General features: G+C 65.4%; 18 protein-coding genes. 5 read left to right on the forward strand and 13 right to left on the reverse strand.

Annotation, left to right across the window (positions count from 1 at the left end; translation table 11 throughout):
- Window positions 1-67 precede the first annotated feature (67 nt).
- Window positions 68-955 (forward strand): LysR family transcriptional regulator, encoded by an 888-nt coding sequence (locus BBA01S_RS17140; RefSeq protein ID WP_167336020.1) that lies wholly within the window; start codon window positions 68-70, stop codon window positions 953-955.
- A 6-nt stretch (window positions 956-961) separates the two neighbouring features.
- On the opposite strand, the gene BBA01S_RS17145 is transcribed toward BBA01S_RS17140, so the two are convergent.
- The 3 genes from BBA01S_RS17145 to BBA01S_RS17155 all read right to left on the reverse strand — a co-directional run bounded on the left by BBA01S_RS17145 (window position 962) and on the right by BBA01S_RS17155 (window position 5,204).
- Window positions 962-2,554 carry an MFS transporter gene (locus BBA01S_RS17145; RefSeq protein WP_027817536.1) on the reverse strand — a complete coding sequence of 531 codons (1,593 nt, stop codon included), beginning with the start codon at window positions 2,552-2,554 and terminating at the stop codon, window positions 962-964.
- Between the two features lie 150 nt (window positions 2,555-2,704).
- The gene (locus BBA01S_RS17150) at window positions 2,705-3,139 is read right to left on the reverse strand and encodes a nuclear transport factor 2 family protein (RefSeq protein ID WP_027817537.1); all 435 of its coding nucleotides are present in this window, start codon (window positions 3,137-3,139) and stop codon (window positions 2,705-2,707) included.
- Between the two features lie 40 nt (window positions 3,140-3,179).
- Window positions 3,180-5,204, reverse strand: a complete 2,025-nt coding sequence (locus BBA01S_RS17155) for an NADPH-dependent 2,4-dienoyl-CoA reductase (protein WP_027817538.1) — start codon at window positions 5,202-5,204, stop codon at window positions 3,180-3,182.
- A gap of 124 nt (window positions 5,205-5,328) precedes the next feature.
- Here BBA01S_RS17155 and BBA01S_RS17160 point away from each other — a divergent pair, with 124 nt between their 5' ends.
- From BBA01S_RS17160 to BBA01S_RS17170, 3 genes are all read left to right on the forward strand, one after another.
- The gene (locus BBA01S_RS17160; RefSeq protein WP_027817539.1) at window positions 5,329-5,922 is read left to right on the forward strand and encodes a PadR family transcriptional regulator; all 594 of its coding nucleotides are present in this window, start codon (window positions 5,329-5,331) and stop codon (window positions 5,920-5,922) included.
- An 89-nt stretch (window positions 5,923-6,011) separates the two neighbouring features.
- Window positions 6,012-6,374, forward strand: coding sequence for a translation initiation factor Sui1 (locus BBA01S_RS17165; protein WP_027817540.1), 363 nt, complete (start codon window positions 6,012-6,014; stop codon window positions 6,372-6,374).
- Window positions 6,375-6,435: 61 nt separating this feature from the next.
- Complete coding sequence (locus BBA01S_RS17170; protein ID WP_027817541.1) at window positions 6,436-7,110, forward strand: hypothetical protein; 675 nt, start codon at window positions 6,436-6,438, stop codon at window positions 7,108-7,110.
- A gap of 32 nt (window positions 7,111-7,142) precedes the next feature.
- Here the strand turns inward: BBA01S_RS17170 and BBA01S_RS17175 are convergent, their stop codons facing one another.
- Together BBA01S_RS17175 and BBA01S_RS17180 are read right to left on the reverse strand one after the other, a co-directional pair.
- Window positions 7,143-7,457, reverse strand: coding sequence for a hypothetical protein (locus BBA01S_RS17175; protein ID WP_027817542.1), 315 nt, complete (start codon window positions 7,455-7,457; stop codon window positions 7,143-7,145).
- Between the two features lie 60 nt (window positions 7,458-7,517).
- Window positions 7,518-8,585, reverse strand: coding sequence for an SGNH/GDSL hydrolase family protein (locus BBA01S_RS17180; RefSeq protein WP_027817543.1), 1,068 nt, complete (start codon window positions 8,583-8,585; stop codon window positions 7,518-7,520).
- Window positions 8,586-9,105: 520 nt separating this feature from the next.
- Between BBA01S_RS17180 and BBA01S_RS17185 the strand changes: the two genes are divergently transcribed.
- Window positions 9,106-9,678 (forward strand): cupin domain-containing protein, encoded by a 573-nt coding sequence (locus BBA01S_RS17185; RefSeq protein WP_027817544.1) that lies wholly within the window; start codon window positions 9,106-9,108, stop codon window positions 9,676-9,678.
- Window positions 9,679-9,769: 91 nt separating this feature from the next.
- Here BBA01S_RS17185 and BBA01S_RS41540 read toward each other — a convergent pair whose 3' ends face one another.
- The 8 genes from BBA01S_RS41540 to BBA01S_RS17225 all read right to left on the reverse strand — a co-directional run bounded on the left by BBA01S_RS41540 (window position 9,770) and on the right by BBA01S_RS17225 (window position 20,750).
- On the reverse strand, window positions 9,770-12,901 hold the full coding sequence (locus BBA01S_RS41540) for a multidrug efflux RND transporter permease subunit (RefSeq protein ID WP_042297430.1): 3,132 nt from the start codon (window positions 12,899-12,901) through the stop codon (window positions 9,770-9,772).
- Between the two features lie 15 nt (window positions 12,902-12,916).
- Complete coding sequence (locus BBA01S_RS41545; protein ID WP_042297432.1) at window positions 12,917-13,525, reverse strand: GNAT family N-acetyltransferase; 609 nt, start codon at window positions 13,523-13,525, stop codon at window positions 12,917-12,919.
- A complete protein-coding gene (locus tag BBA01S_RS17200; protein WP_042297433.1) occupies window positions 13,522-14,070 on the reverse strand; it encodes a GNAT family N-acetyltransferase in 549 nt (182 codons plus the stop codon). The genes BBA01S_RS41545 and BBA01S_RS17200 overlap by 4 nt, the downstream gene beginning before the upstream one ends.
- A 133-nt stretch (window positions 14,071-14,203) precedes the next feature.
- Complete coding sequence (locus BBA01S_RS17205; RefSeq protein WP_042297434.1) at window positions 14,204-15,565, reverse strand: TldD/PmbA family protein; 1,362 nt, start codon at window positions 15,563-15,565, stop codon at window positions 14,204-14,206.
- Window positions 15,565-17,001: a TldD/PmbA family protein gene (locus BBA01S_RS17210; protein WP_027817547.1), complete on the reverse strand. Its 1,437-nt coding sequence runs from the start codon at window positions 16,999-17,001 to the stop codon at window positions 15,565-15,567. The genes BBA01S_RS17205 and BBA01S_RS17210 overlap by 1 nt, the downstream gene beginning before the upstream one ends.
- Window positions 16,998-18,629, reverse strand: coding sequence for an ABC transporter ATP-binding protein (locus tag BBA01S_RS17215; RefSeq protein WP_027817548.1), 1,632 nt, complete (start codon window positions 18,627-18,629; stop codon window positions 16,998-17,000). Before BBA01S_RS17215 ends, BBA01S_RS17210 begins: the two co-directional genes overlap by 4 nt.
- Window positions 18,629-19,741 carry an ABC transporter permease gene (locus BBA01S_RS17220; protein ID WP_027817549.1) on the reverse strand — a complete coding sequence of 371 codons (1,113 nt, stop codon included), beginning with the start codon at window positions 19,739-19,741 and terminating at the stop codon, window positions 18,629-18,631. The genes BBA01S_RS17215 and BBA01S_RS17220 overlap by 1 nt, the downstream gene beginning before the upstream one ends.
- Window positions 19,695-20,750 (reverse strand): microcin C ABC transporter permease YejB, encoded by a 1,056-nt coding sequence (locus BBA01S_RS17225; RefSeq protein ID WP_027817550.1) that lies wholly within the window; start codon window positions 20,748-20,750, stop codon window positions 19,695-19,697. The genes BBA01S_RS17220 and BBA01S_RS17225 overlap by 47 nt, the downstream gene beginning before the upstream one ends.
- Between the last annotated feature and the right edge of the window lie 5 nt (window positions 20,751-20,755).

Consider the following 20,755-nt stretch of genomic DNA (forward strand, 5'->3'; position numbering starts at 1 on the left):
TTAGGGTTTCGCCCTTTCGGCAGTCAAATTAATACGGATGCTATATTTCAACATTCGGATTTATGGCTTGAGGTCGACCGTGGCGATGCGTTATTTCCAGCTCAGGGCGTTCGATGCGGTCGCCCGCGAGGGCAGTTTCACGAAGGCTGCGAGCCTTCTGGGACTGACACAGCCCGCCATCACGACGCAGATCCGCAATCTGGAAGAGGACTGCAAACAGGCGCTTTTCGTGCGCACGAACGAGGGCGTCCACCTCACCGACGCCGCCAGGCCGCTCTTCGAATTGACCCGGCAGATGTTCTCGACGGAGGAGCAGATCGAGGACATGGTGAGCCAGGCGACGATGTTCCGCCACGGCAGCCTCAAGCTCGCCGCCGATGGGCCGCAGGTCGTCCTTGAGGTAGCGGCCGCTTTTCGCGAGCGCTACCCCGCAATCGAGCTGTCCGTGTCGTTCGGCAGCCAGCGCGAGGTCTGGGACGACCTGCTGGAATATCGCGTCGACGTGGCCGTGATCGGCAATGCCAAAAGCGACGCACGTATAGCGTCGATTCCCGTCGCGCGGCAGGACATGCGCGTGCTCGTCGCGCGGGGCCATCCCCTCGCGGCGCGCAAAAGCGTGTCGCTGGCCGATCTCGACACGTATCCCGTGCTTCGGCGTGAAGCGGGTTCCAATACCCAGCGGCTTGTCGATGACGCGGCACGCCACGCGAAGGTGTCGCTTTCGACGGCCATGAAACTGGGCAGCCGCGAGGCCGTTGTCGAAGCCGTCAGGCAAGGCCTTGGGATCGGCTTCGTGCTTGAGCGGGAGACACCCGACGGCAAGCGCACCGTCGCCATTCCAGTCGATGAACTGCGCGGCTGCAATATCGATTCGGTGGTCTGCCTTCACAGCCAGCGCAAGCGCGCCATCGTGCAGACCTTTCTCGACATTGCGGCCACATGTGCCAGCGTCTAGCGCGGTTCAGCGCTCAGGCGAGCGTAGGGCCGCGGCGGCAACGGCCGCTCCGGCAAATGCGCAGATAGCGCACACGAGGGCGACGGCGCGCATCGCGTCGATAATGGCATCGGCGTCCATGCGGGCCGCCAGCGTGGGCGCCGCGCCCTGCTCACCCGGCTCCAGCAACGGCTCGGCCTGAAGCGTGGCGTGCGGCAGGTTCAGCTCGTCGAGACGCGCCGACAACGCCGCTTGATGCGACCACACGAACACGATGCCGAGCACTGCAATGGCCAGCAGGCTCGCCACGCGCGCGACCGCGTTGTTGATGCCCGACGCGACGCCCGTACGGTCGCTTGACACCGATCCCATGACCACCGTTGTCAGCGGCGCGACCGTAATCGTCATGCCCAGCCCGAGCACGAGCAGCGCGGGGAAGAATCCGGCCCAATAACCACCGCGAATTAACGGCAGCGCCAGCAATGCAAAGCCAAGGCCCGCGACGCCCGGCCCGGCAGTCAACAACACACGCGAGCCGAATCGCGTCGTCAAGCTGCCCGTGAAGCGCGACAGCAAGCCGATAGCAACGGGCACCGGCAGCAGCGCCGCGCCCGCTTCGGTTGCGCTGTAACCGTGCGCGCGGATCAGCGTGAAAGGCAGGAAGAAGAACGCGCCGCCGAGCCCGAAATACAGCAGCAGCGTCACGAGATTGGCCGCGGTGAAATCGCGCGAGCGAAACACGTCGAGCGGCATCATGGGGTTCCTGCTGCGCGCTTCGATCGCGACGAAGCCCGCGAGCACGAGCACGCCCGCGCCTATCGGGCCATAGACGAGCGCGTGCGCAAAGCCCCGCGCCGATGCCTCGGTCAACCCGAACGTGAGCGCCGCGAGCCCCAGCGCCGCAGTGAGCGCGCCGAACCAGTCGAGTTCGTGCGGCGCGTCGAGCTTGTGGCTGTCCGGCACCGACGCGAGCGCAAGCGCAATCGTCAGCACCGCAAGCGGAACGTTGAGAAAGAAGATCGCGCGCCAGGAAAACGCATCGACGAGCCAGCCGCCCGCCACCGGCCCCACCGCCGAGGTAATCGCGCCGACACCGGCCCAGGTGCCGATTGCGCGGCCGCGCGACGCCTCGTCGAATACCGCGCCGATGATGGACAGGCTGCTGGGCACGAGCAGCGCCGCGCCGATGCCTTGCACCGCGCGTGCGGCGATCAGCGCCGACGCATTCGGCGCAAACCCGCACGCCGCCGATGCCAGCGTGAACAGCGCAATGCCTGCGATAAACACGCTGCGCCGCCCGAGCCGGTCGCCCATCGACCCGCCGACCAGCACCAGCGAGCCGAGAAACAGCAGATAGGCGTTGACGACCCACTGCATCGCCGCGACGCTCGCGCCCAGTTCGCGCTGAATGGACGGCAGCGCGACGTTGACGACGGAGCCGTCGATGAAGGCCATGCTCGAACCGAGGATCGTCGCGGCGAGCGCGAGCCGCTTGTAGCGGCATGGGCGATCGACGAGCGTGGGCTGCGCGTGAATGACGAGCTTGTCGCAAGGGCTTGCCTGCGCCGCGATGACGCGCGCGGCCCTGGGCTCGCTATCGAGAAGATCCGGGTTGGCCAAGTCCGCTCCCGTGCCAGGCGATGATGAGCAGAGTCTGTGCGCGCCCGCGAGGCAAGTCAACCCGCCGGACGGGCCCTAAATCCGGCGGGGCGCGATCAAATCAGAATCAGGCCAGAGTCAGGCTAGAATCAGGCCAAAATCAGGCCAGATTCAGTTCTTATACGCAGGCAAAAACTGCGCAAGGCGCGCGCCCATTTCCGCGCCCAGGACTTGCAGCGCGTTGAACGGGCGAATCATCACTTCGAATTCGACGATGCGCCCTTCTTCGTCGAAGCGGATCATGTCGATGCCCTTGAGCTGCTTGCCCTGCACGCTCGCGCTGAATTCGAGCACGATGTCCAGGCCATCGGCGCTGCTGAACTGGCGATGGTAAGTAAAGTCCCCGAAAATCGTGATGACCGTGCGCAGCGCCATCAGCAAGGCGGGCGCGGGGCCATACGGCTTGAAGGCCATCGGCGAGCGGAATACAGCGTCGGGATGAACGATGGATTCCAGCCTGCCGAGATCCTTGCTGTCCACCATCTCATGCCAGATTGCGAGCGACTGCGCAACCGCGGGCGGCAGGTTGAGTTCGGCCTGATTCATACGGACTCCGTAGCTAAGTTAGAGCAAGAGAATTACGCGCTCATAGCGCGGCGGCAAGCGTGGTGCCTTCGTGGATGGCGCGCTTGGCATCGAGTTCGGCCGCTTCGGCAGCGCCGCCGATCACGTAGGGCGTGAGACCCGCGGCCTGCAACTGATCGGCCAGCTCGCGCAGTGGCTCCTGCCCCGCGCACACCACCACGTTGTCCACGGCGAGGGTCTGCGGCGCTCCATCGATGCTCACATGCAGCCCAGCGTCGTCGATGCGTTGATACTCCACCGACGACGACATGCCAACGCCACGCACCTTCAACGCCGTGCGGTGAATCCAGCCGGTCGTCTTGCCGAGGTTCTCGCCGACCTTCGTGCTACGTCGTTGCAGCAGATGCACGCGTCGCGCAGCCGGGCTCACGGCGGGCTGACGCAAGCCGCCACGTTCGGCATAAGTGGTATCGACGCCCCATTCGGCGAAGAATTTCTTCGGGTCGAGGCTCGCGGATTCGCCCTCGTGCACGAGGTATTCGGCCACGTCGAAGCCAATGCCGCCCGCGCCCACGATCGCGACGTTGGCGCCGACCGGCTTGCCGTCGCGCAGCACGTCCAGATAGCCGAGCACCTTCGCGTGATGCGCGCCTTCGATGCGCAGTTCGCGCGGCAGCACGCCGGTCGCAATGACGATTTCATCGAAGCCTTCCTGCATGAGCGCTTGAGCGCTCGCGCGCGTGCCAAGGCGAAGCTCCACGCCCGTCAACTCGATCTGGCGGCGGAAGTAGCGCAGCGTTTCGTTGAACTCCTCCTTGCCGGGCACCTTTTTGGCGATGTTGAACTGCCCGCCGATCTCGCTGCCTGCTTCGAAAAGCGTCACGGCATGGCCGCGCTGCGCCGCCGTCACTGCGCACGCAAGGCCCGCCGGCCCCGCGCCCACGACCGCCACACGCTTGCGCTTCGCGGCGGGCCGGATGACGATTTCCGTCTCGTGGCAGGCACGCGGATTGACGAGGCACGACGTGACCTTGCCCGCGAACGTATGGTCGAGACAGGCCTGGTTGCAGCCGATGCAGGTGTTGATTTCATCGGCGCGATTCTCGCTGGCCTTGCGCACGAAATCGGCATCGGCGAGGAACGGCCGCGCCATCGACACCATGTCGCACACGCCATCGGCGAGCAGCTGCTCGGCAAGCTCGGGGGTATTGATGCGATTGGTGGCGACGAGCGGCACCGAGACCTTCCCCATCAGCTGTTGCGTGACCCACGCCCACGCGCCGCGCGGCACCTTGGTGGCGATGGTCGGAATGCGCGCCTCGTGCCAGCCAATGCCGGTATTGATGATGGTCGCGCCTGCCTGCTCGACGGCCTGGGCGAGCTGGACGACTTCGTCCAGCGTCGAGCCGCCTTCGACCAGATCGAGCATCGACAGGCGGTAAATGATGATGAATTCGCGGCCGACCCGCTCGCGCACGCGACGCACGATCTCCAGCGCGAAACGCACGCGGTTCTCGTAGCTGCCGCCCCAGCGGTCGGTGCGATGGTTGGTGCGCATCGCAATGAACTCGTTGATGAGGTAGCCCTCGGAACCCATGATTTCCACGCCGTCGTAGCCCGCATGCTGCGCGAGCGCCGCGCAGCGCACGAAATCGCCAATGGTCTCCTCGACTTCGTCGTCGCTCAGTTCGTGCGGCTTGAACGGATTGATCGGCGCCTGCAGCGCGCTGGGCGCAACCAGCATCGGCTGATACGAATAGCGGCCGAAGTGCAGGATCTGCATGGCGATCTTGCCGCCTTCCGCATGCACGGCGTGCGTGATGACGCGGTGCCGCTCGGCTTCTTCCTCGGTCGTCAGCATCGCGCCGCCATGCATGGGGCGGGCGCGTTCGTTCGGCGCAATGCCGCCCGTCACGATCAGGCCGACATCGCCGCGCGCGCGCTCGGCATAGAACGCGGCCATGCGCTCGAAGCCATGGGGCGCCTCCTCCAGGCCAACGTGCATCGACCCCATCAGCACGCGGTTTTTCAGGGTCGTAAAGCCGAGGTCGAGCGGGCGCAACAAGTGGGGATAGGGATGGGTCATGTTTATGCAACTGGTTGCATGAAGGTGCGCTCGATAATGCAACCAGTTGCATAGAGAGTCAAGCCAATGCGAGAATTTCGACAAGCTCCTCTACTTCTTCTTTCATTCGTCTATCAACGGGCCGATGTCACTTCCGCACGCCTTGCTCACCGCGCTGGTCGAACGATCCTGTTCGGGATCGGAACTGGCCGCCCGCTTCGATCGCTCGATCGGCTACTTCTGGCACGCAACGCATCAACAGATCTATCGCGAGCTCGCGCGCCTGGAAGAAGCGGGCCTGATCGAATCGCTGCCGGAAGCCTCCACACGCGGACGCAAACGCGCGTACCGGGTTCTACCCGCCGGGCGCAACGAGTTGAAGGCTTGGGTCGCCCAGGAGGACGAACCGGCGGCGCTGCGCGATGAATTCATGGTGCGCCTGCGCGCGGAGGCAGCGGTCGGCCCCACGCAGCTAGACGCAGAGATCCGCCGTCGCATTGGGCTGCACGAGGCGAAGCTCGCGCTCTATCGGGACATCGAGCAAAAAGACTTTCCCGCCGAGCCGCAGGATCGCGAAACCGCGCTGCATCATCTGGTGCTGCGGGCGGGGGTTCGTTATGAAGAAAACTGGCTGGAATTGCTGAATGAGGCGTTGATCGCGCTACAGAAGCCCGTTGGCGCAACGCGGTCGCGGCGCGGGAAACCAACGGGTGCTACCGCCCGGATAAAGCAGATGTGAATCCTGCTGCGGATAATGCTGCGGCTAATTGGACTGACGCGACCTGCTAAACTGACAGGTCGCCAGTCTTGACGCCATTAAGTCCCTCCATGAATAGCAGTTCAAAAAGCCGGCTCGTTTATTCCACGGACAGTGGAAGGATGTGTCCCGAATGCCAGCGCCCCATTGCCGATTGCATATGCAAGGCGACGGCCAAAGCACGGCCGGCAGGCGATGGCATGGTGCGGGTCTCCCGCGAGACCAAAGGCCGGGGTGGCAAAAGCGTCACGGTTGTCAAAGGCGTTGCGCTTGACCCCATTGCCCTTGCCATGCTGGGCAAACAGTTGCGTACCGCGTGCGGTTCGGGCGGAACGGTCAAGGACGGCACCATCGAAATTCAGGGCGACCATTGCGAACGGGTCGTCGAAGCACTCAAGCAAGCCGGCCATAGCGTCAAGCGGGCCGGCGGCTAACGCCTTCAACGCGCGGCAATAGACAGACCGCGCCAGGCGCAATCATGCACAAGAGAAACAGATGAAGAAAGGAAAGCCGAAACTCACGCGGCTCGATGCCGAACGGCTATTTGAAGGCCTGCCCGCTACGAGCGTGAAGACGTCGAGCAAGCCCGCGAACCCGTTCGATGCCTCGCCATTCGCGGCATCGCCGTCCAATGCCTCGCCGTTCCAGGAGGTCAAGCGCGCCGACGACGAATCCAGGCTCTGGAAAGACAATCTCGTCACGCTCCCGGTGGGGATCGAACTCCCCGCTGGCTACAAAACGGTAGCGGCTCTGCGCGAAGCCATCGCGCGCGCGTGGGGCATGAAATGGGTGCGCGAAGGCAACCACGAGGTGGTCGCCGAATTCCCCGAGGGATGGGCAGCCGTGCGCCCGAAGAGCGGCCCCATCGAGTTGCGCGACGCCACCGGCGTGGTGCGTGCGCTTTACGGCTGGGCCGAGGACGCCGAAGTCCGAATCCTGCCGCGCTACCTGGTCGAAGCGCAGTCGAACAGCACGAGCGGGCTGGGCAGCCTGCTCGTGCGCGATCGCGAAAGCAACCGCATTCTCGAAAGATCAGCGACGTGGTCGGCCAGAACCGGCACGAACCATCCGGACTGGCACAAGTTGTCGGTTTGGCTCGATACCCAGTTCCCGCATCATCTCGATCCGCTGCGCTACTGGAAAGACTGCGAAGAAAATCTCCAGCGCTAGGCGAGCGCGCGCCCGCCGCTTAGTCCTTGCCCTTACGCGTCTTTCAGCCAGGGCATGTCCACGGGCGACACCACCAGTTGTCGCCCCTCGCGCGCCAGTTCGAAAATGAATCCGACCAGGATCATCGAGTCTGCATAGGGAATCGGGAAGACGTGCGGATTTTCCGCGCCAACCAGCGGCCGCGCGGGCGTGGCCGCCGTCGTGGCGGCGTTCTCGCGAACGCTCTCCAGTTCGTCGGCCATGGCCTGCCCGCTGAGCTTGACGACGCGGCTACGCAGATCGCTGAACGGCTCGATGCGTGCAGCGTCTTCGTTGTACTCGGGCACTTCATAGATAAACCAGGACATTTGCTTCCCCCCTGAAAAAAGGGAGCCATTCTAACAGCGGGCCGGATGCGCGCTCCCCGGCTATTTTTTCAGCCACGCATCGATCTGTGCAATCACGTAATTCGCGATGATTTTTTGCAGATGCGTGGTCGGGTGATAAGCGTCTGCGAACATATAGATATCGTCGGCCTGCGGCGACACATAGGTCGCGCGCGAGCAGAACAGCGCACTGCCGTCATCGGCTTGATACGCCGTGGGCAGATTCGCCGGAGCGCAGGCTACGTTGGTGCCGACGCTACCATCGAAGCGAAATCCCAACTGTCGATAATCCTTTGATACGTCATCGATAAACGCGAACGCGTCGATGCGCAGCACGGCGGGCGACGACGGCAGCGCGTCGTCGAGCGCGGCATTGAATGCCTGCGCCATTCGACGCAGTACTTTGGTCGAGCCAGGCAATTGCTGATCGAGCAGATTGGCGATCGGCGCCTTGCTGATGTCCGGCACGTTCTGCACGATGATATGCGTCGCGCCGTGTTGTTGCACGTTGTGCACCAGCTCGCCCAGTTGTTGCGCCGCCTGTCTCAGCGAAGGCAACACGGCCTGCAAGGAAGCCGCCGGATCGCCGCCGTTGGCGACCATTGCCGCCCACGCTCCATAGGCGTCCTGCACGTCGTTCGCCCCGCCCTGCATCAGCACGAGTTGCTGGGCGTTGAAACGCGCATGCGCCTGCAGATAGGCGGCCACCTGCGAGGTCAGCGGCGTCTGCAACTCGCCGGTGTCGCCGGTTGCGTCACCGGGGTTGGGCGGCGCAGCGACTCGCGCGCCGCCCTGCGCGTACCCGAAGCCTTCCGGATGTATCACCGACTGCTGGCCGAATCCCCCGGTCAACGCGGGCGTGAGGCTCGACCCATAGTGGGCCGCGACGACCGCCACGGAGATCGCGCCTGGATTGGTGGTGTACGTGCCGCCGCCGAATTGCCGCGCATACGCGTAGGTGCCGACGTCCGAAAGACTGTCGCCGAACGAAACGACCTGCATGCCGCCGCGCTGCGAATCGGGCGAGTTCGTCGCTGCGTTCGAGGTAGGGGGCAAGCCGATGACACAGGCTGCCAGCGCAAGAAACGCGAAACGACGGACTGTCGGCATGGGGCGCTCCAGGAAAGTGTGGTGCCTCGAAGCATAGCGGTCTCGGGCGCTTCGCACTACTGGCGTGGCCGATTTTGCAGTGAGCATCGGCATGGATATAGCGCATTCGCATCGCCGTTCTATGCGTGCCTGAAAATGCCGATAATTCGCCCCGTCAATTCATTACCCTCACTTACCCATCCAGTCGCTCTGCGATTTTTTCGTAATATTTATCAATCCGATCCGCATTCAAATAATCCAGAAAAATGGCCATTGGGACTACCATTGTTTCTGTGTGGATATTGGCAATGCTATTATCAATGGCGTCAGAACGGAACCAATAAGCCGGACACCGGGACTCACTCGCTGCGTGGCACGGGGCTGCCTCGCACATGCACTGCCTGAATCGGTGGAGAAGCGCCCTATGGAGACCTGACTTTAAATGAATGTTGAATACAGACATTCATCAGATGAATTCGTGCCGCAAGTCTCGCAGGCGGCACGATAACCGCGCTTCCAATACAAAAGACCCGCCTTCGCCATGGCATCGAAAACCGTCGAAACCCAGAATGTCGTCTCCGTCGGCAGCAAGATCCGCTCGCTGCGCCAGCGCCAGGGCCGTACGCTCGACGACATTGCATCTGTCTCGCAGCTTTCCAAACCTTTTCTCTCGCAGGTCGAACGCGATCACGCCAGTCCCTCCATCACCTCGCTCGTGAGCATCGCCAAGGCGCTCGGCGTGCCCGTCAGCTATTTCGTCGATACGCCGACCGAAGAAGGCTGCGTGCGGCGCCAAAAGGATTTGCAGTACTTCGCTTTCGCCGATTCGACGGATCTGTTCGCGCGTCTTTCCAACCAGTCCGGCGGCCGCCAGCTCGAAGCGATTCTCGTGCGCATGCCGCCGCGCCAGCAGGCCAGTGAAGTCACCACCCATGCGGGCGAGGAATTCGTCCACGTGCTAAGCGGCGAAGTGACGATTACGCTGGAAGGCAAGCCGTTCGTGCTTGGCGCGGGCGACAGCGCGCACTACGAATCGACGGTGCCGCATAGCTGGACGAATACCCGCGACGAGGAAGCGGTGCTCGTCTGGGTCGGCACGCCGCGGCTTTTCTGAGGGCCTTCGTCGCGTGGGGCGCGACGAAACTCGATATGACTCAATGAGGCTCGATGAGGCGCAACACAGTGCGCGCTCATCTGCCCCAGGCCTATTGCGCATTTTCCTCGAATACGGGCTCGCCGCGCGCGGGCCCGCGTCTTTTGCGCGAGCGCATCGCGACGGCCTTGGGAGGCCGCAGCGCCACCGCGCAATAGAGCACAGGCGCGAACACGAGGCCCAGCACCGTCGCCGCCAGCACGCCGCCCAGCACGCCCGTGCCGATCGAATGGCGGCTCTCCGCGCCCGCGCTGTGCGAGAGCGCCAGCGGCACGACGCCCAGCACGAACGCCGCCGACGTCATCACGATCGGCCGCAGCCGTTCCGCGCACGCGGCCACGACCGCGGGCCCCGCGCGCAGGCCACGCAGGCGCCGCGCGTTCGCGGCCTGCACAATCAGGATCGCGTTCTTGGCCGTCAGCCCGACGACGGTGACGAGTCCCACCTTGAAGTAGATATCGTTGGGCAGGCCGCGCAACAGCATCGCCGCGACCGCGCCGAGTGTGCCGAGCGGCACGACCAGCAGCACCGCGGCGGGCGTGATCCAGCTCTCGTACAGCGCCGCCAGCACCATGAAAACTGCCAGCACCGACAACCCCAGCAGCAAGGGCGTATCGCGCGCGGCTTCGATCTGCTCGAAGGCCGTATCCGTCCATTCGTAGGCGACGCCCGATGGCAACGCCGCCGCGAGGCGCTCCATCTCGGCCATGGCGTCGCCCGAGCTATGGCCCGTCGATTCGCGCCCGCTTACGTCGAGCGACGGATAGCCGTTGTAGCGCGCCAGCATCACCGGGCCGCGCGTCCAGCGCGTGGTCGCCAGCGCGGATAGCGCCACGGTCGAGCCGCTGCTCGTCTGCACCGGCAGGTCGAGCAGTTGCCGGTCGGCCATGCGCGCACCGGCATCGGCGGACACGATCACGCGGCGCATGCGCCCGCCCGCCGGGAAGTCGTCCACATAGGTCGAGCCAAAGGTCGTACTCAGCAGGTCGGCGATATTGCCGAACGGCACGCCAAACGCGTAGGCCTTCGCGCGGTCGATGTCGAGCGCGACGCGCGGCGCATCCGGCAGGTCTTCCGAATGCACGCCCGTCAGCACCGGACTCTTTGCCGCCGCGTCGATCAACTGGCCGCGCGCCGCTTTCAGCGCCTCCATGCCGACGCCGCCGCGATCCTCCAGCCGGAACGTGAAGCCTTCCGCATGGCCGATGCCGGGCACCGGCGAAGGCAGCATGGCTTCCACGTCGCCGTCCAGGATCGCACTGAACTTGTCGTTGAGGCGGTCGCGCAAGGCCTGTGCGCTGATCGAGCGATGCTCCCAGTCCTTGAGGTCGATGAACGCCATGCCCACGTTCTGCCCGCTGCCCGCAAAGCTCCAGCCCACCACGCTCGTCACGTTGTCGACCGCGCTTTCATCGCGCAGGATCTTTTCCACGCGCTGCACGACCGCCAGCGTGCGGGCCTGGGTCGCGCCCGCGGGCAACTGGATCATCGCCTGAAGCTGGCCTTCGTCCTCGGCGGGCAGGAAGCCTTGCGGCATCTGCCAGTAGAGCCACGCGCCCGCGCCGATCAGCAGCACGTAGATCGCCAGCACGCGGCGGCTGCGCCGCAGCAGCTTGAGCACGAGCCCGCGATAGCCGCGCGATACACGCGCGGCGCGCGACGTGCCATGGGCCTCGATATGCTTCGGCTTCCTTAGCATGCTCGCGCACAGTGCGGGCGTGAGCGAAAGCGCCATGAACGACGAGACCAGCATCGACGCGATCATCGCCACCGCGAACTGCCGATAGATGCCGCCGACGTTGCCGGTGAAGAACGCCATCGGCACGAACACGGCGGTGAGCACCGCCGTCACGCCGACGATCGCGCCGCCAATGCGCGTCATGGCGCGCCGCGTGGCCTCGCGCGGCGCGAGCCCTTCTTCGTGCATCGCGCGGTGCACGCTCTCCACCACCACGATGGCGTCGTCCACCAGAATGCCGATCGCCAGCACGAGCCCGAACAGCGTGAACACGTTGATCGACATGCCGCCCATGTAGAGCGCAAGAAACGCCCCCATCAGCGTGACCGGAATCACCACGGTCGGCACCAGCGTCGCACGCAGGTCGCGCAGGAACAGCCACATCACGCAGAACACCAGCACGATGGCTTCGAGCAGCGTAATCACCACTTCGCGGATCGCCACGCGCACGAAATGCGCGCTATCGAACGGGATTTCCACGGCCACGCCCGGCGGCAGGTGCTTCGACAATTCGGCCAGGCGCGCATGAATCGCATCCGACGTTTCGAGCGCATTGCCGCGCGGCCCGAGCTGGATGCCCACCGTCGCGGCAGGCCGCCCGTTCAGGCGCGAGAAGAACGAATAGTCGCTGCGGCCCACCTCCACGCGCGCGATGTCGCGCATGTGCACGATCGAGCCGTCGGGCTTGGCCTTGAGCACGATATCGCCGAACTGCGCGGGCGTATCGAGCTGCCCCGTCACGTCGACCGAGGCGCTGGTCTGCTGCCCGGGCGCGAACGGCGCGTCGCCGATCGTGCCGGCCGTGACGGGCGCGTTCTGCGCCGTGATCGCGCTCGTCACGTCGCCCGCCGTGAGGCCGTATTCGCGCAGGCGCCACGGATCGACCCAGATGCGCATGGCCTCGTCCGAGTCCCACAGTTCCGCTTCGCCCACGCCGGGCGCGCGCTTGAGTTCGCGCAGCAGGTAGCGGTTCAGATAGTCGGCAAGCTGCGCGGAGTCGCGCGAGCCGTCCGTCGAGGTGAGCGCCACCAGCATCAGGAACGTATTGGACGCCTTCACGACGTTCACGCCCTGCTGTACGACCGCTTGCGGCAAACGGGCTTCGACCTGCTTGATGCGGTTCTGCACGTCGACCAGCGCGATATCGGGATTGGTCGCCGGCGCGAACGTCACGTCGATTTCCAGGTTGCCCAGGCCGTCACTCGTGGTCTCGTAATAGAGCATGCCGTCCGCGCCGTCGAGACTCTCCTCGATGATGCTCGCGACGTTGTCGTCCACGGTTTGCGCCGACGCGCCAGGATAGGACGCGACCACCACGATGCGCGGCGGCGAGAGGCGCGGGTACTGCGCGACCGGCAACTGCGTGATGGCGAACGCACCCGCCACCATGACCGCGAGCGCGATCACCCACGCGAACACCGGTCTGTCGATAAAGAAAAAAGGCACGCGCGGCGTCCTGAATCAGAGGTCTGGCGGAGAGTCCATGATCGGCTGAATGAGCGGCTGCATGAGCGGCTGAGGGTCGCTGAACGCAGGCGCGGGCGCGAGTCGCGCCATGTGGAACACGTCGTGCAATGCCCCCTCGCGGATCGCTTCGGCACGCGCACACGCCTCCACTTCGAAACCGAAGCGGCGATACAGCGCAATCGCGGGCACATTGTCCGTAAAGACCTGAAGCTCGATGCGGCGCAAGCCGAACGCGGTATCGGCGGCATCGACGAGCGCGCCGAGCAGCAGCGCCCCCACGCCTCGCCCCTGAAACGCATCGTGCACGCCAATGCCGAGCGAGGCGCAATGCGCGCGCCGCCCGTCATGCGCCATCAGCTCGGCCTGGCCGATCACGCGTCCCTCGTGCTCGGCGATCACGCGCATTCTGTCGACCGCGCTGTTGCCGAGCCACGCGCGGACACTTTCGGTGGTGCGATAGCCGTTCGACAGCGTGCCGCGCCGCACGCCCGGAAGATTCATCAGGTCGGCAATCGCCTGACTGTCGTCGAGTTCGGCGGCGCGCAGGCGCACGGTTCGCGCGAAGGCGGTGCGGGGCGCCAGGACATCGGTGCGGCGGTTCATGATGCGTCGCTCCCTGCATACGGCAGCGGCGCGCGCAGACGCGCCATCAGGTACGAGTCCACATACGCGCCATCGCGCAGCATATGGCCGCGCAACCGGCCTTCGATTTCAAAACCGCTTTTGCGGTACAGCGCAATGGCCGCGTCGTTATCGACAAACACCTTGAGCTGGAGCCGGCGCAAGCCGAGCCAGTTGTCGGCCAGGTCGAGCATTTCGTCGATAAGGCGCGTGCCCACGCCGCGCCGCCGCCAGTCGCCGTGCACGCCAACACCGATTTCCGCCACATGCGCGCGGCGCATCTTGCCAATCTCCACCTGGCCTTCGCCCACCAGCCGCTCGCCCGCCCACGCGCCGATCATCACCAGATGCGGCGGGCATTTTTCGATCCACTCGCGCGTGGACTCCAGGGTGCGAAACGGCGCCTGCGGGTCGCCGCGCGCCATCGACGGCGCGTAGATCAGCTCATGCAGCTGCGCGGCGTCGGCCGTGCGAATGCTGCGCAGCGTGAGCCCGTCTCCCGGCTCCGGAATTGCGTTGTTCGACATCGGTGCATCCTTGTTGTTGTTCGTTTTTGCTGCACTTGCTGACTGCTATTCCTGCACTCGACTTCACTCGACTTCACTCGATCGCCGCGCGGGCGCGCGCCCTCTCCTGACACGCGCCGCGCACTTTCGCGCGCTACAGCACCAGCTCGAACGACTTCACGAGTGCGCCAGGCAATTGCTGGCCACCCGTCGCGCGCTGCCCCCAGGTGGAATCGGAGAGCATCAGCTCGGGCTGCGCGCCAAGCGCTTCCAGCCGCTCGCCCAGCAAGCCATAAAGATTGTCGTCGAAGCGCATGGCGTCCACGGGCGCGACGATCTCGCCGTCCTCGACCCAGAAGGTCGCAAAGCGCGTCATGCCGGTCAGGCGGCAATTCATGCGATCCGAGAAGTTCACGTACCACAGGTTGCCGATATACAGCCCGGTGCCGATGCGCGCGAGCACGTCGTCCTGCGCAAGATCGCCGCCCGCCATCGCCAGCGAGGTGGGCATTTCCTGCGGCAGCGCGCCGTTCGGTTCGAGGCCGTATTCTCGCGCCGAACGCGCGCTCACGAGCCGTCCCACGCCACGCCCCGCATCGATCAGGGGCACGCTCGCGCGCAGATAGCCGTCGTCGTTGAACGCAGGCGCAACGCCCAGTTCGAGCGATTCCGCCAGCGACACGCGCGCATCAAACGCAACCGCGCCGGTATTGAGCTTGTAGAGCGGGCTGGTGGAGGACGCCTGTGCGCGCGCCGAAAAGCCGTTCCACGACGCCGTTCCCACCAGTTCCGCCAGCGCTGCGGGCGCGAGCCACGCGCGATAGCCACCGGGCGTGAGCACGCGCGGCGCACGCAGCAGAACCGGCAGACGCTGGGCCGCCGTGCGCACCTTGTCGACGAACACCGCGTCGTCCCAGGCGTCGCCCGCGTAGCTCGTCTTGATCGCGCGCCCGTTGGGCTGATAGAGCGACCAGCTGAAATTGAAGTTCTCGACTTCGTACCAGCCACGGCTGCCCGTAGTCGAGGCAAAGCCGCGCGAGAGTGTGCCGCCTGCATAAAAGCCCACGAAATCGAGCCCTTGAGCCGCGCGCGCGACGAGTTCCACCAGCGCCTGCGGATCGGGCAAACGACCATCGCGGCGCGTGCTGCGCGTCCAGCTACTCGTATCGAACAGCACATGCGGATCGTCGGGCGCATCGAGCAGGCTTTCGCGCAGCGACGCGAGCGCATCGGACACGTCGCTCACATCGGCATGCGCGTCACCGCCCAGGTCGAAGGTCGAGTACGCCTGACGCGCGCCGTGCACGAGCCGCAGCGTGAGACGCCCCTGCTCCACCTGGCCGCTCTGGCGCACCTTGCCCGCGTTGAAGCGGATGAAATCGGACTGCTCGCCCGCGAAGGCGCTCAGCACCGTTTCGCCGGGGCGGCACATGCGCTCGATCGCCTCGGCGAGCATGCTGAAGTGCGCGTGCCAGTCGATCGCCTCGACGCCGCGTGCTACGAGTATTTCGGCCATCAGGCACCTCCAAACACTTCGACATCGGAAAACACGCAGGCCGGCGACGCGTGGCCCACGCGGATCACCTGGGCCGGTTCGCCCTTGCCGCACATCGGCGTGCCGTAGACCTCGCGCGTCGAGGCGTCGCCCACCGCCGACAGCCCGCGCCAGAAGCTGGCCGAAATGCCGCGGTAGCCGGGCCGCTTGACGACCTGGGTGAGCTTGCCGTCTTCGATCAACTGCCCGAACTCGCAGCCGAACTGGAACTTGTTGCGATGGTCGTCGATCGACCACGAGGTATTCGTCTTCATCAGGATGCCGCGCTCGATCCCCGCGATCATCGCGTCGAGCGACTGGTCGCCCGGCTCGATGTTGAGGTTCGCCATGCGGTCGATGGGCGGGCGGTTCCAGTTGGCCGCACGCGAATTCGCCACGCCCGGCAGGCCCGCGCGCTGCTGCGAGAGCGCGCCGCCCAGCGGAAGTTCGAGCACGCCCGCGCGGATCAGGTATTGCTTGCTGGCCGCGCTGCCGTCGTCGTCGAAGGCGTAAGCGGCGGCTTCCTCGCGCAGGTCGGGGTCGAAGGTCACGTTGAGCAATTCCGAACCGTACTGGTAGCTGCCGAACATCTCGGGCTTCACGAAGCTCCAGCCCGCGAAATTGCGCTCATCGCCCAGGATGCGGTCGAGTTCGAGCGGATGGCCGATCGACTCGTGAATCTGCAACATCATCTGGTCGGGCATGAGCAGCAGGTCGCGCCGCCCGCTCGGGCAATTGGGCGCGGCGAGCAGTTGCAGCGCTTCGTCGGCGACGCGCGCGCCCGAGCCGTCGAAACCATAGCGCGCCAGGATCTCCAGGCCGCCCTGGGCGAGCGTGCCGTAGTGGCCGCCCAGCGTGCGCTCCTGGGTATCGCCGTCCGCGTGCGCGACAGCGGAAAAACCCGGCATCAGGAAGCGGAACTGCTGGTCGATGCGCACGCCGTCGCTGGTCAGGTAGAGCTGGTCGCTTTGCGTGACCTGCATGCCCGCGACGCGCTCGACGATACGCGCATCGACGTTGGCCGACGCGCATTCGTGCGTGAGCCGTTCGAGCCATTCGCGCCGCGACGGCAGCGCGCCTTGCGCATTCGGCGACACATAGCTGCCGCTTTGCGCGGGCCGCGCGATCTCGCGATGGTCGATCAGCGCGTGCGCCGCGCCCGCCTGGGCGCGTGCCGTGGCGATCTCCAGCGCGCGCTGCAAGCCGCCTGCGGACAGATCCGCCGTGGCCGCGTAACCCGCGCCCGCACCGGCCCATGCCGTGACCATCGCGCCGCGTTCGCGCACCTGGCGCGACGGCAGGGCCACATCGTTGCGCACGGTGTGATAGTCGATGCGTTCGTCGACGAATCGCACCGACCAGAAGTCGGCCGCGCTGCGCAGTCCGCGCGCGGCCAGAGTCCAGCGTTCTTCGATCATGCAATGTTCTCCTTGAGCGCAGCCGGGCGCTGCAACAGCGAGGCCGCGAGCAACGATTGCGTATAGGGGTGGGCCGGCGCATCGAGCACGGCCAGCGTGTCGCCCTGCTCGACGATGCGCCCGCCCTTCATCACGATCACGCGGTGCGCCATGGCGCGCATCACCGCCAGATCGTGCGTAATGAACAGATAACTCAGACGATACCGCTTCTGCAGGTCGGTGAGCAACGCCAGCACCTGCTTCTGGATCGACACGTCGAGCGCGCTGGTGGGCTCGTCGAGCACGATCATCTCGGGTTCGACCGCGAGCGCGCGCGCAATCGCGATGCGCTGGCGCTGGCCGCCCGAAAACTCATGCGGATAGCGGATCATCGCGTCCGCGGGCAGGCCGACCTCTTCGAGCAGCCCGCCGATGCGGCGGCGTTTCGCATCGCCCTGCATGGTCGGCTGATGCACCGTGAGTCCTTCGCCGACGATCTGCTCGATGGTCATGCGCGGCGACAGCGAGCCGAACGGATCCTGAAACACCACCTGCATGCGCCGATACAGCGCCTGGCGCGCGCGCGCGCCGCTGAGCGACGCGAGCGGCTGGCCGTCGATGCGCACTTCGCCCGCCGCCGCGCCCTGCAAGCCTAGCACTGTCGAGGCAAGCGTCGACTTGCCCGAGCCCGATTCGCCGACCACGCCCAGCGTCTCGCCACGACGCAGCGTGAGATTGGCCTCGTGTACGGCGCGAAACGCCGAGCTGCCGAATACCGACCGCCAGCCCTTGCCCGCCGTGCGATAGTCGACGGCCAGGTTCTTGACGTCGAGGATCACGGGCGCGTCCGGCGCGACCGGCTGCACCGCGCGCGACGGCTCGCTGTCGAGCAGACGCCGCGTGTACGGATGCTGCGGATCGGAAAACAGCGCATCGGTCGTATTGGTCTCCACCAGCACGCCCTTTTCCATCACCGCCACGCGCTGCGCGAAACGGCGCACGAGGTTCAGGTCGTGGGTGATGAGCAGCACGGCCATGCCGCGCGCCGCCGCTTCCTGCTCCTGCAGTTCCAGCAGCAAATCGACGATCTGCTGGCGCACGGTGACGTCGAGCGCCGTGGTCGGCTCGTCGGCGAGCAGCAGGCGCGGACGGCACGCCAGCGCCATCGCGATCATCGCGCGCTGGCGCTGGCCGCCGGAAAGCTGGTGCGGAAAGCTGTCGATGCGCCGCTCAGGCTCGGGAATGCCGGTGCGCCGCAACAGCTCGATTCCGCGCGCACGCGCCGCGTTGGGCCGCAAGCCCTCATGCAGCCGCAGGCTTTCGGCAATCTGCTTGCCGATCGTGAAGAGCGGATTGAGCGCGGTCATCGGCTCCTGAAACACCATCGCGATGTCGCCGCCGCGAATGCCGCGCATCTGCCGCTCGTTCTGCTGCAACAGATCCACGCCGTCCAGCAGCATGCGCCCGCCCAGCTGCGCATGGGCCACGAGACCCAGAATCGACAGCGCCGTCACGCTCTTGCCCGATCCCGATTCGCCCACCAGCGCGACGCGTTCGCCGCGCCCGATCGCAAGGCTCAGGTCGCGCACGGCGACCTTGTCGCCAAAGCGCACGGAAAAATCCTGAATATCCAGCAACGGTGCGCTCATCATTTTCCTCCGCCGAATGCCGAGCCGCGTGCGCGCGTGTCGAGCGCATTGCGCAACGCATCGCCCATGAACGTCAGCAGCAACAGCGTGATGACGAGTGCCGCGAACGCCGAAATCGAGATCCACCAGGCGTCGAGGTTGTTCTTGCCCTCCTGCAGCAGTTCGCCCAGGCTCGGCATCGGCGGCGGCACGCCCAGGCCCAGAAAATCGAGGCTGGTGAGCGAGAGAATCGCCGCACTCATGCGAAACGGCAGGAACGTGATGACGGGCGTGAGGCTGTTGGGCAGCACGTGACGCCACATGATCTGCCAGTTCGACAGGCCCATCGTGCGCGCCGCCTTCACGTAATCGAGCGAGCGGTTGCGCAGGAACTCGGCGCGCACGTAATCGGACAGCACGAGCCAGCCGAACATCGACAGCAGGATGAACAGCAGCCACAGCGTCGGCTCGAAGATCGACGCGAAGATGATCAGCAGATAGAGGTCAGGCATCGAACTCCATATCTCGATCAGGCGCTGGCCGATCAGGTCGGTGCGCCCGCCATAGAAGCCCTGCACCGCGCCCGTGAGCACGCCGAGCACCACGCCCGACACCGTGAGCGCGAACGCCATCAGCACCGACAGGCGGAACCCGTACAGCAGGCGCGAAAGCACGTCGCGGCCGAACTGATCGGTGCCGAGCCAGTTGCTGGACGACGGCGGCGCCGGATACGGGCGCGCCGCGAAATAGTCGATCGTGTCGTAACGGAAGTGATTGGGCGGATACACGGCGAAATTGCCGTGCGTCGTGAGGCGCGAACGGATATACGGATCGAGATAATTGGTCTGCGCCGGGAAGTCGCCGCCAAACAGCGTTTCCGGGTAGTCCTTCACGATCGGAAAATAGTAGTGCCCGTCATAGCGCACCACGAGCGGCCGGTCGTTCGAGAGCACTTCGCCAAACAGGCTGACGACGAACAGCGCCATGAAGATCACGAGGCTCCAGTAGCCGAGCCGCTGGGCGCGAAAACGCAGCCACGTCCGGCGCCACGGCGAAACCGGCTTCGCGTGCGTGATCGCGGCGGAATCAGCGGTCCAGCCGGTGGAACTGGATGCGGGGGTCGACGAGGACATAGCAGACATCGGCAATGAGTTTGGTGACGAGGGCGATCAGCGTGAAGAGAAAGAGCGAGCCGAGGACGACGGGGTAATCGCGGCGGATCACCGAGTCGTACGAAAGCTGCCCCATGCCGTCGAGCGAAAAGAGCGTTTCGATCAGGAGGTTGCCGTTCAGGAACGCGCCCACGAATGCAGCGGGCAGGCCCGTGACGAGCGGAATCGCCGCGTTGCGCAGCACGTGCTTCCACAGCACGTCGCGCTCGGGCGCGCCTTTCGCACGCGCCGTGAGCACATACTGGCGGCCAATCTCCTCCAGGAAGGTGTTCTTCGTGAGGATCGTGACGATCGCGAAGTTGCCCACCACCGAAGCCGTCACCGGCAGCACGATGTGCCACAAGTAGTCCAGCAGCTTGCCGATGGCGCTCAGGTCTTCGAAGTTATCGGAGGTCAGGCCGCGCATCGGGAACACCTGCCAGAAGGTGCCGCCGCCGAACAGCATCAGCAGCAGCACGCCCAGCACGAAGCCCGGAATCGCGTAGCCCGCCAGCACGAGCACGCTCGTTACCGTGTCGAAGCGCGACCCGTTGCGCACGGCTTTCGCAATCCCCAGCGGCACCGATATCAGGTACGTGAGAATCACCGTCCATAAGCCCAGCGTGATCGACACCGGCAGCTTGTTGCGAATCACCTGCCAGACGCTCGCGTGCTGATAATAGGACTGGCCGAGATCGAACGTCGCGTAGTCCTTGAGCATCATGAAATAGCGCGTGAGCGGCGGCTTGTCGAAGCCGAACTGCTGCTTGATCTGCTCAAGCTGCTGCGGATCCACGCCCTGGCTGCCGTGATAGCCGCCGCCGCCCGTGCCCACTTCGCCGCCGCGCGCGCCATGGCCGTGGCGCAGTTGCGTGAGCACCTGCTCGACCGGGCCGCCCGGCACGAATTGCGTCACGATGAACGTGACCGTGACGACGCCGATGAGCGTCGGCACCATCAGCAAAAGACGTCTGAGAATGTACGCGTACATGCTGC

Origin of the sequence: Paraburkholderia bannensis NBRC 103871 (assembly GCF_000685015.1) — a bacterium.
GTDB lineage: Bacteria > Pseudomonadota > Gammaproteobacteria > Burkholderiales > Burkholderiaceae > Paraburkholderia > Paraburkholderia bannensis.

Bases quoted from the DNA above. Each gene is read 5' to 3' on its own strand.
- BBA01S_RS17220 (WP_027817549.1), bottom strand. From the start codon at position 19,741: ATGTCCTCGTCGACCCCCGCATCCAGTTCCACCGGCTGGACCGCTGAT.
- BBA01S_RS17215 (WP_027817548.1), bottom strand. From the start codon at position 18,629: ATGAGCGCACCGTTGCTGGATATTCAGGATTTTTCCGTGCGCTTTGGC.
- BBA01S_RS17155 (WP_027817538.1), bottom strand. From the start codon at position 5,204: ATGACCCATCCCTATCCCCACTTGTTGCGCCCGCTCGACCTCGGCTTT.
- BBA01S_RS17175 (WP_027817542.1), bottom strand. From the start codon at position 7,457: ATGTCCTGGTTTATCTATGAAGTGCCCGAGTACAACGAAGACGCTGCA.
- BBA01S_RS17180 (WP_027817543.1), bottom strand. From the start codon at position 8,585: ATGCCGACAGTCCGTCGTTTCGCGTTTCTTGCGCTGGCAGCCTGTGTC.
- BBA01S_RS17205 (WP_042297434.1), bottom strand. From the start codon at position 15,565: ATGGCCGAAATACTCGTAGCACGCGGCGTCGAGGCGATCGACTGGCAC.
- BBA01S_RS17185 (WP_027817544.1), top strand. From the start codon at position 9,106: ATGGCATCGAAAACCGTCGAAACCCAGAATGTCGTCTCCGTCGGCAGC.
- BBA01S_RS17170 (WP_027817541.1), top strand. From the start codon at position 6,436: ATGAAGAAAGGAAAGCCGAAACTCACGCGGCTCGATGCCGAACGGCTA.
- BBA01S_RS41545 (WP_042297432.1), bottom strand. From the start codon at position 13,525: ATGAACCGCCGCACCGATGTCCTGGCGCCCCGCACCGCCTTCGCGCGA.
- BBA01S_RS17225 (WP_027817550.1), bottom strand. From the start codon at position 20,750: ATGTACGCGTACATTCTCAGACGTCTTTTGCTGATGGTGCCGACGCTC.
- BBA01S_RS17160 (WP_027817539.1), top strand. From the start codon at position 5,329: ATGTCACTTCCGCACGCCTTGCTCACCGCGCTGGTCGAACGATCCTGT.
- BBA01S_RS17200 (WP_042297433.1), bottom strand. From the start codon at position 14,070: ATGTCGAACAACGCAATTCCGGAGCCGGGAGACGGGCTCACGCTGCGC.
- BBA01S_RS17210 (WP_027817547.1), bottom strand. From the start codon at position 17,001: ATGATCGAAGAACGCTGGACTCTGGCCGCGCGCGGACTGCGCAGCGCG.
- BBA01S_RS17150 (WP_027817537.1), bottom strand. From the start codon at position 3,139: ATGAATCAGGCCGAACTCAACCTGCCGCCCGCGGTTGCGCAGTCGCTC.
- BBA01S_RS17165 (WP_027817540.1), top strand. From the start codon at position 6,012: ATGAATAGCAGTTCAAAAAGCCGGCTCGTTTATTCCACGGACAGTGGA.